Origin of the sequence: Belnapia rosea, from assembly GCF_900101615.1 — a bacterium.
GTDB classification, from domain to species: Bacteria; Pseudomonadota; Alphaproteobacteria; order Acetobacterales; family Acetobacteraceae; genus Belnapia; species Belnapia rosea.
The window spans coordinates 373564-387117 of sequence record NZ_FMZX01000001.1; the positions used below are offsets into that span (position 1 = coordinate 373564).

The 13554-nt window shown below is 68.1% G+C and carries 9 protein-coding genes; 6 read left to right on the forward strand and 3 right to left on the reverse strand.

Annotation, left to right across the window (positions count from 1 at the left end):
• Position 1: 1 nt before the first annotated feature.
• The 5 genes from glgX to BLR02_RS01835 are packed head-to-tail and all read left to right on the forward strand — an operon-like array spanning position 2 to position 10109.
• Positions 2-2107, forward strand: a complete 2106-nt coding sequence (gene glgX, locus BLR02_RS01815; RefSeq protein WP_090659919.1) for a glycogen debranching protein GlgX — start codon at positions 2-4, stop codon at positions 2105-2107.
• Complete coding sequence (treZ, locus tag BLR02_RS01820) at positions 2104-3864, forward strand: malto-oligosyltrehalose trehalohydrolase (RefSeq protein ID WP_090659922.1); 1761 nt, start codon at positions 2104-2106, stop codon at positions 3862-3864. Before glgX ends, treZ begins: the two co-directional genes overlap by 4 nt.
• A 4-nt stretch (positions 3865-3868) precedes the next feature.
• Complete coding sequence (gene malQ, locus BLR02_RS01825; RefSeq protein ID WP_090561066.1) at positions 3869-5899, forward strand: 4-alpha-glucanotransferase; 2031 nt, start codon at positions 3869-3871, stop codon at positions 5897-5899.
• Positions 5899-8718: a malto-oligosyltrehalose synthase gene (treY, locus tag BLR02_RS01830; RefSeq protein ID WP_090659925.1), complete on the forward strand. Its 2820-nt coding sequence runs from the start codon at positions 5899-5901 to the stop codon at positions 8716-8718. Before malQ ends, treY begins: the two co-directional genes overlap by 1 nt.
• Positions 8715-10109 carry an alpha,alpha-trehalose-phosphate synthase (UDP-forming) gene (locus tag BLR02_RS01835; RefSeq protein WP_090560685.1) on the forward strand — a complete coding sequence of 465 codons (1395 nt, stop codon included), beginning with the start codon at positions 8715-8717 and terminating at the stop codon, positions 10107-10109. Before treY ends, BLR02_RS01835 begins: the two co-directional genes overlap by 4 nt.
• A 395-nt stretch (positions 10110-10504) precedes the next feature.
• On the opposite strand, the gene BLR02_RS29215 is transcribed toward BLR02_RS01835, so the two are convergent.
• From BLR02_RS29215 to BLR02_RS01845, 3 genes are all read right to left on the reverse strand, one after another.
• Complete coding sequence (locus BLR02_RS29215; RefSeq protein ID WP_176849328.1) at positions 10505-10660, reverse strand: hypothetical protein; 156 nt, start codon at positions 10658-10660, stop codon at positions 10505-10507.
• Positions 10661-10866: 206 nt separating this feature from the next.
• Positions 10867-11811 carry a metallophosphoesterase gene (locus tag BLR02_RS01840; RefSeq protein WP_176849329.1) on the reverse strand — a complete coding sequence of 315 codons (945 nt, stop codon included), beginning with the start codon at positions 11809-11811 and terminating at the stop codon, positions 10867-10869.
• A 601-nt stretch (positions 11812-12412) separates the two neighbouring features.
• A complete protein-coding gene (locus BLR02_RS01845; RefSeq protein ID WP_245704579.1) occupies positions 12413-13087 on the reverse strand; it encodes a DNA-3-methyladenine glycosylase family protein in 675 nt (224 codons plus the stop codon).
• A 48-nt stretch (positions 13088-13135) separates the two neighbouring features.
• Between BLR02_RS01845 and BLR02_RS01850 the strand changes: the two genes are divergently transcribed.
• On the forward strand, positions 13136-13549 hold the full coding sequence (locus BLR02_RS01850; protein WP_143018016.1) for a gamma-glutamylcyclotransferase family protein: 414 nt from the start codon (positions 13136-13138) through the stop codon (positions 13547-13549).
• Positions 13550-13554: the final 5 nt, after the last annotated feature.

The following is a 13554-nucleotide window of genomic DNA, read 5'->3' on the forward strand; positions in this document are numbered from 1 at the left end:
CATGCCTCCTATCCCGACCCGCTTGCTGCCCGGCCGGCCCAACCCGCTGGGCGCGAATTGGGATGGGCTGGGCGTGAATTTTGCGGTCTTTTCCGCTCATGCCGAGCGCGTCGAGCTTTGCCTGTTCGACGCCGCAGGTCGGCGGGAGGTCGCCCGCCTGCCGCTGCCCGAATGCACCGACGAGGTCTGGCATGGGTACCTGCCGGAAGCCCGGCCAGGGCAGCTTTATGGCTACCGCGTTTACGGCCCCTATGAGCCGCGCCAGGGTCATCGCTTCAACCCGCATAAGCTGTTGCTCGACCCATATACGCGGCAGATCTCGGGCGAGCTTCGCTGGTCCGACGTGCTGTTCGGCTACCGCGTCGGCGCTGGCCGGGCTGACCTGACCTTCGACCGGCGGGACAGCGCGCCGGCCATGCCGAAATCCGTCGTCGTCGATGACAGCTTCCATTGGGGCGACGACCGGCCGCCCTGCATCCCCTGGGACCGCACTGTCATCTACGAGGCCCATGTCCGCGGCCTCACCATGCTGCGCGAGGATGTCGCACCGCGGGAGCGCGGGACCTTCGCCGCCTTGGCCGACCCGCGCTTCATCGACCATCTCCAGCGCCTCGGCATCACAGCGATCGAGTTGCTGCCGATCCAGGCCTATTTGCAGGACCGCTTCCTAGTTTCCAAAGGGTTGCGGAACTATTGGGGCTACTCGACGCTCGCCTTTTTCGCGCCGGAGCCACGCTACCTGATCGAGCCGTGGATGCGGAACGAGCTCAAGGTCGCGGTCCGCCGGCTGCACGCGGCGGGCATCGAGGTCATCATGGATGTGGTCTACAATCACACCTGCGAAGGCAGCGAGATGGGGCCGACCCTTTGCTGGCGTGGCTTCGACAATGCCTCCTACTACCGGCTCATGCCGGATGAGCCGCGGTACCACATCAACGACACCGGCACTGGCAACACCATCAACATCAGCCATCCGCGCGTGCTGCAGATGGTAATGGACAGCCTGCGCTACTGGGTCGAGCAGTATCATGTCGATGGCTTCCGCTTCGACCTCGGCACAATCCTCGGGCGGGAGCCTGGCGGCTTCGAGCCTGGTAGCGGCTTCTTCGACGCCATCCGGCAGGATCCAGTCCTCTCCCGCGTGAAGCTCATCAGCGAGCCCTGGGACATCGGCCCGGGTGGCTATCAGGTCGGCAACCACCCTCCCGGCTTCGGCGAATGGAACGACCGCTACCGTGATGGCGTCCGGCGCTTCTGGCGCGGCGACAGCGGTCTCCGCAGCGACCTAGCCGCCCGCCTCACCGGATCGGCCGAATTGTTCGACCGCCGTCGCCGCCGTCCCTGGGCCAGCGTGAATTTCCTCGCAAGCCACGATGGCTACACGCTCTACGACCTCAACGCCTATGAGCAGCGCCACAACGAGGCGAATGGCGAGGACAACCGCGACGGCCATTCCGACAACCACAGCAACAACTGGGGTGTCGAAGGCGAGACGGACGATCCGGAAATCAATGCCACGCGGCAGTCCGTGGCCCGGGCCATGCTGGCCACGCTCTTTGCCTCGGCCGGTACGCCGATGCTGCTCGGCGGCGACGAGATGATGCGCACCCAGCTAGGCAACAACAACGCCTATTGCCAGGACAACGAAGTCAGCTGGTTCGATTGGCATCGCGCCGCAACCGATGAGGCGCAGGCGCTACAACGCTTCACCGCGCGCTGCATCGCGCTGCGTCACCGCCTCCCACCGTTGCGCCCGGCCGTCTTCCTGCATGGTGGAGCCGAGGTGCGCCCTGGCCTCCCCGATATTGCCTGGTTCGACCAGCATGGCCAGACGATGACGCCGGATGCCTGGAACGAGCCCGAGGCCCGGACGCTGACTCTACGTCGCGCTACCGCTGCCGAGGATGGCTGTGTCGACGCCACCTTGCTGCTGATGAACGCCGACGGCGCATCGCATGACTTCACCCTGCCGCCACCTCTCATGGGCTGGGCTGTCGTCCTCGATACCGCCGATCCCGAAGCCGAGGAGTATCCAGTGTCAGGCGAGACCGTGCCGGTTGCGGCCCATTCGGTGGTGTTGCTCGCCACCCGGCTGCCACGCGAATGAGCATGACCAACACCTGGGGGGCCACGCTGCTCGCCCCCGACCGCACCCGTTTCCGCCTCTGGGCACCCGAAGCCGAGGATGTGGTGCTTGAGATCGAAGGCCTGGCCCCCCAGCCGATGCCACCAGCCGGGGAGGGGTGGTATGTGGCCGAGGCGCCGGTCGGCCCCGGCGCCCGCTACCGCTTCCGGGTCTCGCCCGATCTGCTGGTGCCCGATCCGGCCTCGCGTCTGCAGGCAGGCGATGTTCATGATGCCTCGGTGGTCGTCGATCCCGAGGCTTTCGCCTGGCGGAATGCAGGCTGGCGCGGGCGGCCTTGGCACGAGACGGTGATCTACGAGGTCCATGCCGGCGCCATGGGCGGCTTCGCCGGCGTCGAGGCGGCACTGCCCCGGCTGCATGAGCTCGGCGTCACCGCCATCGAACTGATGCCGATCAACGATTTTCCCGGTCAGCGAAACTGGGGCTATGACGGTGTCCTGCCCTATGCGCCGGACACCGCCTTCGGCACGCCGGACGAGCTGCGCTCGCTGGTGGATGCGGCGCATGGCCTTGGGCTGATGGTCTTCCTCGATGTGGTCTACAACCATTTCGGGCCGGATGGCGCCTATCTGCATGTCTATGCCAAGCGCTTCTTCGATGAAGGCATCCATACGCCCTGGGGTGCCGCGATCGATTTTCGTCAGTCTGCCGTGCGGGCCTTCTTCGAGGAGAATGCGCTCTACTGGCTGCGCGATTTCCGCATCGATGGCCTCCGTTTCGACGCCGTGCATGCCATCGCCGAGGCTGACTGGCTCGACGTGCTGGCGGCGCGCATCCGCCGGGAATTTCCCGACAGGCACATCCATCTGGTGCTCGAGAACGAGCGTAATGCTGCCCGCCACCTCCGTCCCAGGGGCGGCTTCGACGCCCAGTGGAACGATGACGGCCACAACATCCTCCACCCGCTGCTGACCGGAGAGCGCGAGGGCTATTACGAGGATTTCTGCGACAAGGGCGCGGAGAAACTCGCCAAGGTCCTGTCGGAAGGCTTCCTGTTCCAGGGTCAGCTCTCCAATCATCTCGGCGCCCCACGGGGCGAACCGAGCGCCGACCTGCCGCCCACTGCCTTCGTGCTCTTCCTGCAGAACCACGACCAGATCGGCAACCGTGCCTTTGGCGAGCGCCTGCCCGCCCTGGCGGACCCGATGGCGCTGCAGGCGGCAACCGCCCTGCTACTTCTCTGCCCGCAGATCCCACTGCTTTTCATGGGGGAGGAATGGGCCGCAACGGCGCCCTTCCTGTTCTTCACCGACCACAATGCGGAGCTGGCGCCGCTCGTCACCCAGGGACGGCGCAAGGAATTTGCGCATTTCGCAGCTTTCCAGGACCCGGCGAAGCGCGAGACCATTCCGGACCCCAATGCGGAGAGCACATTCCGCCAATCCATCCCGGATCTCGCCGAGGCATCACATCCGCCGCATGATGCGATGCTGGCGCTGCATCGCCGCCTGCTCGCCCTGCGTCATTCCCGGATCGTGCCGCATCTGCCTGGGGCCAAGGCGCTCGGTGCCCATGCGGTGGCGGATGCGGCCGTGGTGGCTCGATGGAGGCTGGGCGATGGCAGCGTGCTGACCATCGCCTGCAATCTCGGGACCGGCCCCGCCCGCGCCATCGCCAAGGGCGAGGTGCTGTTCGAAAGCATGGCAGGCGCCGCCGGAACGCTGGCCACCGGGGAGTTGCCGCCGCGTTGCACGGTCGCCCTGCTCGACCAAGGATGATATGATGAGTTCCGATGACGACCTGCGGGATCTGGCGGAAGCCGCCGGCATAGCCACCACTTGGCGCGACGTGCATGGCCAGTCCCAGGCCATCGCGCCAGAAACCATGCGGGCCGTCCTTGCTGCCCTCGGCCTGCCTGAGGATGCGGCCGAGGCACGCAACCTGCTGCGCCAGCTCGACCAGCGCCTGCCTCCGCTGCTGACGGCAACCATCGGCCCTGATGGTGTCGCCATTCCCGGCGGTCAGCCCGGCCACCGCTTCGTGCTGCAGATCGAAGGTGGCGGCCGGGTGGAGGGGCAGCTGGAACAAGGCTGGGGCGGCGAGGCGCGACTCCCCGCCATTTCCACCCCCGGCTATCATCGCCTCACCCTCGATGGCGGCCACTCGACCATCGCCGCGGCACCACCACGCTGCGTGACGCTGAACGACCTGGGCGCGGAGGTCCATAACGGCGCTGCCCCCTGGGCCCTGGCCGCGCAGATCTACTCGCTGCGCCGCAAGGGTGATGGCGGTATCGGCGATTTCGGCGGCGTTGCGGCCCTTGCCCATGCTGCGGGCCGGCGAGGCGCCACGGCGCTTGCGGTCAGCCCTGCCCATGCGCTGTTCAGCGCCGATCCCAACAAATACGGCCCCTACGCTCCCTCCAGCCGCATCATGCTGAACGTGCTGCATGCCGATCCGGCAGCGGCGCTAGGCGTGCCCTCCCGGCTGGCGGCCGAGGACGCACCGCTGGTCAACTGGACGACCGCCGCTGCCGGGAAGCTGGCCTATTTCCGCGAGATTTTCGAGGCTGCTGCGGACCATCCCGGCTTTGTCGATTATCGGCGCGAGGCCGGTCCCGCGCTTGAGGACCATGCCCGGTTCGAGGCGTTGCACGCGCACTTCTTTGGAGGCGAGTCAGGTCTGTGGCATTGGCGCCAATGGCCCGAGGAGTTCCGCACGCCACAGAGCCCCGGCGTGCAGCGCTTCGCCCGCGACAACCCGCAGGAAGTGGCCTTCCATGCTTTCTGCCAATGGCTGGCCGATGCCTCGCGCGGCGCGGCGCAGCAGGCGGCGCGCGAGGCGGGCATGCCGGTCGGCCTCATCGCGGATCTCGCCGTCGGCACGGATGGCGGCGGCAGCCATGCCTGGTCCCGCCAGCGCGAGATCCTGCCGAACCTCTCGGTCGGCGCCCCGCCTGACATCTTCTCTCCGCTCGGGCAGGACTGGGGCCTGACCGCCTTTTCGCCGCTCGAGATGCGCGCCGGAGGCTTCGGCGCCTTCATTGAGCTATTGAAATCGACCTTCCGTCACGCCGGCGGGTTGCGCGTCGATCATGCGATGGGCCTGGCCCGGCTCTGGGTGGTGCCGGCCGGTATCGGACCGGAGGGTGGCGCCTATCTGCATTATCCCATGCAGGACATGCTGCGCCTCCTCGCCCTTGAATCGCACCGCCACCAGGCGATCGTCATCGGCGAGGATCTGGGTACCCTGCCGGAGGGCTTCCAAGGCGAGATGGCCCGTGCCGGCATCCTTGGCATGCGGGTACTCTGGTTCGAGCAGGAGCAGGATCGCAGCTTCCGCCCGCCGCATGGCTGGTCGCCCGATGCCGCGGCGATGACCACGACTCATGATTTGCCGACCGTTACCGGCTGGTGGCGTGGTCTCGATATCGGCTGGCGCGACCGGCTCAACCTCTTCCCGGATGCGGATACGGCGAAGCAGGAACAGGCCCGCCGTGCCGAGGACCGCAGCGCTCTTTGGCGTGCCTTCCTCGAAAGCGGTGCCGCGACCGGCGACGAGCCCGCCGCCGAGGAGACTGAACCCGTGATCGAGGCTGCCATCGCCCATATGGCGAGCGCCGCCTGCACCCTGGCCATTCTGCCCATCGAGGATGCCCTGGGCCTGCCGGAGCAGCCCAACCTGCCCGGCACCGTCGAGGGCCATCCGAATTGGCAGCGCCGCATGCCCGGCGATGCGGCCGATCTGCTGGATGATCCCGCCGTCGCCCGGCGGATCGATATTCTTGCCCAAGCCCGCCCCAAAGGAGACTGATGCCCGTGCCAACCCCGCTACGGGATATTTCTCCCGCGCGCATCCGCGCGACTGCCCGGCTACAATTCCATGCAGGTTTCACCCTCGACGATGCCGTGCCCCTGGCGCCCTACCTGGCCCGGCTCGGCATCAGCCATCTCTATGCCTCGCCCATCCTCAAGGCGCGGCCGGGCTCGACCCATGGCTATGACATCGTCGACCATGGCCAGATCAACCCCGAGCTTGGCGGCGAGGCTGCGCTCGGCCGCCTCTCCGCGGCGCTGAAGGAGGCTGGCCTCGGCCTCATCCTCGATATCGTGCCGAATCACATGGGTGTCGGCGGCGCCGACAATGCCTGGTGGCTCGATGTGCTCGAATGGGGACGCCAGAGCCCCTTCGCCACCTATTTCGACATCGACTGGGAGCCGCCGGATCGCTCCCTCTCCAACCGCCTGCTGGCCCCTTTCCTGGGCGACCCCTATGGCGAGGTTCTGGCCTCCGGCAATCTCGTCCTGAAGTTCGAGGCGGAAACCGGCCGGTTCTATGCCGAGTACTACGAGCATCGCTTCCCGATCGCGCCGCAGCACTACCACCACATCCTGCAAGCCTCGGAGGAGCCGGGCCTGCAGGCGCTCGCCCTGGAATTCGGACGCATCGGCCTGCACCAGCGCGATCGTACCCTGTCCCGGCGCGAGGCCGAGGCCTGCCGTGCCCGGCTGGCCGAGGCCGCCGCGACCGAGGCGGGCAGCGCCGGCATTGCCCGGTCGCTGGCCGCCTTCGACGCCAAGGAGGAGGCCGGCCGTCAGGCCCTGCACCGCCTGCTGGAGCGCCAGCATTACCGCCTCGCCTGGTGGCGGGCCGCGGCGGACGAGATCAACTGGCGCCGCTTCTTCGACATCACCTCGCTGGCCGGCCTTCGTGTCGAGCTGCCCGAGGTCTTCGACGCGACCCATGAGCTGGTGCTGAAGCTCTACGCCGAAGGCACCATCGACGGCGTCCGCATCGACCATGTGGACGGCCTGGCCGATCCGCGCGGCTATTGCCGCAAGCTGTATCGCCGCATGCAGACCGTCCGCCCCAATCAGCCGCCGCTGATCTGGGTCGAGAAGATCCTTGCCCCCTTCGAGACGCTGCGCACCGACTGGATGGTCGATGGCACGACCGGCTACGACTTCATGGACGAAGCAAGTGGCGTGCTGCATGACCCGGCGGGGGAGGGGCCCCTGACCGCCCTATGGTCCGAGCAGACCGGCCGTGCGCCCGATTTCGAAACGGAGGTGCGCGAGGCCAAGCGGCAGATCCTTCGCGACAATCTCGCCTCCGAGCTCAACGCCACCGCTGCGGCGCTGAAGCGTGTCGCGTCGCGCGATCTGGTGACGCGGGATTTCACCCTGACAGCGCTGCGCCGGGCGCTCGCCGAGGTGCTGGTCCATTTTCCCATCTACCGGCTCTACATCTCCTCGGGTGGCCGCAGTGCCGAGGACAAGCGCATCCTCGACTGGGCGCTCGCCGGTGCGCGGCGGACCGTGCGTGCCACGGAACGCCCGCTGCTCGAACTGCTCGATGGCTGGCTGGGCGGGGAGCCGCCGCGCAGCCTGCCGCCTTCCCAGCGGCGCGAGCGCCTCTCCGCCGCGGTGCGCTTCCAGCAGCTCTCCGCTCCCGCGACGGCCAAGAGCGTGGAGGACACCGCTTTCTACCGCTATGGCCGGCTGATTTCCCGCAACGAGGTCGGCTCCGATCCCGGTCGCTTCGCTGTCACTCCGGCCGGCTTCCATGCCACCGCCCGGTCGCGGGTGAAGCACTTCCCCCGCGCCCTGCTGGCCACGGCAACGCATGACCACAAGCGTGGCGAGGATGTCCGCGCCCGGCTCGCCGTCCTGTCCGAGATTCCGGCTGAATGGTCCGCCGCTATCCAGCGTTGGACGCGCCTCAACGCCCCGCTCCGCAAAACGCTGGACGATGGTGCCGCACCGGGGATGAGCGCCCAGCTCATGCTCTATCAGACCCTGGTCAGCGCCTGGCCACTCGACCTCGCACCGAATGACGAGGCGGGCCTCAACGCCTTCCTTGAGCGTGTCGCCGCCTGGCAGGAGAAGGCACTGCGCGAGGCGAAGCGCCGTACCGAATGGGCGGTGCCCAATGGCGAATACGAGGCGGCCTGCCGCGAATTCATTACTGCCTGCATGGCGCCCGACCGTGCCAGCCATCTCCGCGAGGAGATTGCCGGCTTCGCCGAGCGCATCGCGCCGGCAGGGGCGATCAACGGCCTGTCGCAGCTCCTGCTGCGCTGCACGGCGCCCGGCGTGCCGGATCTCTACCAGGGCACCGAGTTCTGGGATCTCAGCCTGGTCGATCCCGACAACCGCCGTCCGGTCGATTATGAGGCGAGGCGCGTGGCGCTGGAGGCCGATGCGGCGCCGCAGGACCTGTTGCAGCATTGGCGCGACGGGCGGGTGAAGCAGTCCATCCTGGCTCGTGCCCTGGCCCTGCGAGCGGCCCGGCCGGCTGTTTTCGCGCAAGGCGACTACCTTCCCCTCGCCGTCGAGGGGCCGCAGGCCGCCCATGTTCTGGCTTTTGCCCGGATCCATCGTGGCCATGCTGTCATCGCCGTCGTCACCCGCCTGCCGGCCGCCCTGCTTGGCAACCGGTCGCTGCCGCTCGTGCCGGCAGAGGAATGGCGCGGAACCGAACTCGTGTTGCCGCGTCCAGTGGGGGAACACCGCTGGCGGGATGCGTTGACCGGGGCGGTCCTCGGTGCGCCCGGGGGCGAAGCCGGGGACCGTTTGCCTCTGGCTGAAATCCTCGCCCGTCTGCCGGTCGCCTTGCTGGAGGTGGGATGAGCCGCATCGTCGTCGTCTCCAACCGAGTGCCCGTGCCGTCCGGTAATGCTGGGCATGCCGGGGGGCTCGCCGTTGCACTGCTCGGCCTGATGCAGCAGCGCGGCGGCCTCTGGTTCGGCTGGAGCGGTGCCGTGACCGAAGGCGTCGGCCCGCCTGCATTCTCCCAGCGCGGGGCCGTTGGCTATGCGACGCTCGACCTCACCGAGGCCGAGCATCGCGGCTTTTACACTGGCTATTCCAATGGCGTGCTCTGGCCGATGCTGCATTCGCTGCCGCATCTCATGGCCTTCCGCCGCCAGGATCTCGACACCTATCGCCGGGTGAACCGTCGCTTCGCTGATAATCTGGCGCCGCTCCTGCATCAGGATGACCGTATCTGGGTGCATGATTATCACCTGATGTCGCTGCCGGGCGCGCTGCGCGGGCAGGGGGTGCGCAACCCCACCGGCTTCTTCCTGCATGTGCCCTTCCCGGCGCCCGATGCGGCTGCCGTAGCCCCCGGTATCCGCGGCCTGGTGCAGGATGTGCTGGCCGCCGATCTGCTCGGCTTCCAGACCGCCAGCGACCGCGACAATTTCGCGTCGACCGCCAGCGAATTCGCCGGCGCCGTCCGTACCGGCGACCAGCAGATGGAGATTGGCGGGCGTGAGGTCCGCCTCGGCGTCTTCCCGGCCGAGATCGCCGCCCGCGAATTCGCCGCCACCGCCGCCTCCCAGGCCGCGCTGGAGCCGGCCCGTCTGCTCGCCCGTTCGCTTCAGGGCCAGCAACTCGTCCTCGGCGTCGATCGCCTGGACCCGACCAAGGGCTTGCCGGAGCGCCTGGAAGCCTTCCGCCGCGTCATCGCCCGGCGCCCGGCCCGTAGCGCCACCATGCTGCAAATCGCTGCCCCTTCGCGGGAGGATGTGCTCGCCTATCGCCGTCTCCGCCAGGAAGTCGACAGCGCCGCCGGCTCCATCAACAGCGAGTTCGGTGAGCCGGATTGGCTGCCGCTTCGCCTTCTCGCCCGGCCGCAGACGCGCGACACGGTAGCCGGCTTCATGCGCCTCGCCCGGGTCTGTCTGGTGACGCCGATCCGCGACGGCATGAACCTTGTGGCGAAGGAATTCATCGCCGCCCAGGATCCGAACGATCCAGGCGTGCTGGTCCTTTCCCGCTTCGCCGGCGCCGCCGCCCAGCTCTCCTCCGCCCTGCTGGTCAATCCCCATGATGCCGAGGGCATGGCCGAGGCGCTGTCCTGCGCCCTCGACATGCCCCGCGCCGAGCGGCAGGAACGGTGGCAGGCCGCCTGGGAGTCAATCGCCGGTGCCTCGCCCGAGGGTTGGGGCGAGGATTTCCTGCGCGCATTGGCGCCAGGCGATCTGGCCGCCCTGCCGGCTGCGGGTAGCGCCTAAGGTCAGACCTCATTGATCCAGAAGAGGACGGTGCTGGAGAGGCCGGTCGCAGACATGAAGGTGTGGGCGCATCGGTCATAACGCATGGAGATGCGCCGCCAATCCTTCAGGTGCCCGAGCATGTTCTTGGTGCGGTGTCTCTGCCGATAGAGGGTCTTGTCGTGGGGATTGGCACCTTTCGGCTGCGGCTTGAGGATATGCAGGGCGTGATCCCGGGGGCGGCAAGAGCCTGGCGGAAGCGGCCGCTATCGTAGCCCTCGTCGCCGATGAGCACCTTGGAACGAGGTGGGTTGGACAGCACAGCGCTGCACCCTTGTGGCCGCTCATCTGGCCCTCGGAGAGGAGCAGGACTGTGGGGCAGCCCTGACCATTGCTGACGGCGTGAAGCTTTGAGTTCAGGCCGCCTTTGGTACGCCCGATACGGCGGGGAACAGCCCCTTTTGGAGCAGGCTGGCGGCAGTGCGATGTGCCTCGAGGTGGGTCGCGTCGATCATCAGCCGGTCCGGCTCGCCCACGCGGCCTGCCAGTCCCGCGAGGATGCGGTTGACCACGCCCAGACGGCTCCATTTCACGAAGCGGTTGTAGAGGGTCTTGCAGCACCTCCGGCCGCCATGGAATCAGCCAATCGGATTCACGCTTGGGCAGTCCTCGGTCGAAGCGCGAGCCCGCTGCGGGCCGAGGTGCCCCTCTTCGCGGCGCAGCCCCATCCCTGATCGGGCCTCGGTGGATGGCCGCCCCGGTACGGCCGGGGCCGCCGTCAGGCCAACTCGACCAGGGTGACTTCCGGCGGCATGCCGAAACGGACCGGCAGCATCGAATTGCCGATTCCGCCCGACACGATCAGGTGCCGGTCATCCTCCACCACCGCGCCGTAGGCGTAGCGGTTGCCATAGCGGCTCGGCACCAGCGGCGAATAGCCCCGCACCCGGACCTGCCCGCCATGGGTATGGCCGGAGAGGGTGACGCCGACATGCTCCGGCACCAGCGGGAAGATATCCGGCTCATGCGCCAGGAGGATGCTCGGCGCCCCGGCCGGGATGCCGGCCAGCGTACCTTCCAGGTCGTCCGCTCCATGGATGACGCCGCGGTGCCGATAGGCCCATTGGCTGCCAAGCCCGGCGAGCCAGACTGTCCGGCCGCGATGTTCCAGCCTCCTCAGCTCATTGTGCATGACCGGCAGCCCGGCCGCGGCGAAGGCCTCAGCCGCCTCAGGCAGCGCACGGGTGCCCGATTGGGCGGCTGCACATTCCCACCAGTCATGGTTGCCGAGCACCGCATGCACGCCGAGCGGCGCGCGCAGCCCGGCCAGGATCTCAGCCACCTGCCGCATGGTGGGGCGATTGGCGATGAAGCGCCCATCGGCCAGGTAGTCGCCGAGCAGCACCACCAGATCGGGCCGCAGCGCATTGGCCATGCCGACCGCACGCGCCAGCCGCTCCGGCGGCGTATGCGGCCCGCCTGCATGCGGGTCGGCGATGATGACGATCGACAGCGGCAGGTCTCGCGGCCAGCTCGCCGGCGCGATCCGGTAGCGGACCAATTCCAGCCGGTGCTCCGGCACGCCGCCGCGGCGCTGCTCGCGCAGCCAGGGCAGCAGCCGCCCGCGGCCGCGAAGGGGCGAAGGCGCCGTCCTCGCCAGGGCTTCCGCCTGAGCTCCCGCACCGCTTGAGAGCCCGGCATAGGCCGCCACATCCATCGTCATGCCTGGTCCTGTCCTACCCACACGCGCCGCCGGCCTCGATCGCCTGGCGGGTTCCGCCCATATGGGGCGGGCTGATGCCAAAGGCCGGAACATTCGATCCGGGTCCAGGGCGGCCAAGGGCCGTCTCCCGCCTGAGCCCCTATGTAAGCCATTGTCTCTTGCTGGAAAGCGAAGTTCCGACGGCGAGGTTCGAATGGCACGCCACGGCGCGGATGCAAAGCTTCATTCGGGGGCTTTCTCGTGGCGTGACCGGATGGGCTGGCTGGAACTCCGCCGCCCGGTTCGGGCCGGCTTCCGCCTTCAACTGGGCCGCGATTCACCGCAGCAAAAAGGTGCGACCGTCCAAGCTGCCATCGCGTCCCTAGAGCAAACTCCGATCAGGTGGAATCACCTGATCGGAGTAATTTGCTTGATCAAACAATAAGCTAGAGCGGGGGCCGTGAGCCACTGCGAACGGAAACCGCTCTAGATGCCTGGTGTGCCGAGCACAACGCTCGACTATGCATGGGTTCGGTTCGCCGGGCGGGAAATCATCCGGTCCGTCGAGGGCGGTTCGATCCGGCGGCTGGCTGAATGCGGGTCCGCCACTCGACCACCCATTTTATTGCGGCTTGAAGACGCTTCGCTTCGCTGCATCCGCCGCGCGCCAGAGGTACCAGGCGGCGACGCTGCGCCAGGGGGCCCAGGCCTCGCCGGTTGTGGCCAATTCCTTCGGCTTGGGCTGCGCCTCAAGGCCGGCGGCGACCTTCCAGCCCTCCCGTACACCGAAATCATCGACCGGCAGGATATCCGGCCTGCCGAGGGTGAAGATCAGCAGCATCTCGACCGTCCAGCGTCCGACACCGCGGATGGCGACCAGGCGCTCGATCAACTCCGCATCGCCATGGCGTGCGCAGGCGGCACGCGTCGGCACCAGCCCGCCGATGGATTTCTCGGCGATGTCGCGGATGGCTGCGACCTTGGCCGCGGAGAAACCGCAGCCGCGCATCGTCTCCACTTCCATGGCGAGAATCGCCTCGGGCGGCGGGAAGGAATGGCCCGGATGCAAGGCCAGCAGCCGGCCGAGAATCGCCTCCGCCGCCCTTCCATGGACCTGCTGATGCGCTATGGCGCGGATCAGCGCCTCATAGGGTTCACGCGTTACCGGCTCCAGCGTGCAGGGGCCGATCTGCTTGATGACGCGCTTGAGCACCGGGTCGCGCCGCAGCGCCCGCTCCGCGCGGGACCAGTCGGGGCGTTCGGTCTGCTTCGGGCTGTCGCCGGCCATGTCGCTCATGGCCCGAGCCTATCCCGCGCGCCCCCCTTGCGCCATGACACCGGGCCGATGACTGTTTCGCCCATGCCCGAACTCTATGCCGCCTATGGCAGCAACCTTTCCCATGCGCAGATGCAGGCGCGCTGCCCCGGCGCCACGGTCGCCGGCGCGGTGCTGCTGCCTGGCTGGCGCCTCGTATTGCGCCGGTTCGCGCTGATCGAGCCTGACCCGGCGGCGACCTGCCCGGTCGGCCTCTGGCAGGTGACGCCCGGTCATCTGGTCGTGCTCGACGGCTATGAGGGCCCACATACCTATGAACGCACCCGCCTCGCACTGCCGGGGGGCGGCGAGGCCTGGGTCTATCGCGAGATCCGATATCGCCCTGGCCCGCCTTCCGCTGGGTATGTCGCCCGGCTGCGTCAGGGCTACCAGGACTTCGGATTCGACCCGGCGCCGCTGGAGGCGGCGCTCCTCGCCGCCTGAGCGCC

Bases quoted from the DNA above. Each gene is read 5' to 3' on its own strand.
- treZ (WP_090659922.1), top strand. From the start codon at position 2,104: ATGAGCATGACCAACACCTGGGGGGCCACGCTGCTCGCCCCCGACCGC.
- BLR02_RS01835 (WP_090560685.1), top strand. From the start codon at position 8,715: ATGAGCCGCATCGTCGTCGTCTCCAACCGAGTGCCCGTGCCGTCCGGT.
- BLR02_RS01840 (WP_176849329.1), bottom strand. From the start codon at position 11,811: ATGACGATGGATGTGGCGGCCTATGCCGGGCTCTCAAGCGGTGCGGGA.
- treY (WP_090659925.1), top strand. From the start codon at position 5,899: ATGCCCGTGCCAACCCCGCTACGGGATATTTCTCCCGCGCGCATCCGC.
- BLR02_RS01845 (WP_245704579.1), bottom strand. From the start codon at position 13,087: ATGAGCGACATGGCCGGCGACAGCCCGAAGCAGACCGAACGCCCCGAC.
- BLR02_RS01850 (WP_143018016.1), top strand. From the start codon at position 13,136: ATGACTGTTTCGCCCATGCCCGAACTCTATGCCGCCTATGGCAGCAAC.
- glgX (WP_090659919.1), top strand. From the start codon at position 2: ATGCCTCCTATCCCGACCCGCTTGCTGCCCGGCCGGCCCAACCCGCTG.
- malQ (WP_090561066.1), top strand. From the start codon at position 3,869: ATGAGTTCCGATGACGACCTGCGGGATCTGGCGGAAGCCGCCGGCATA.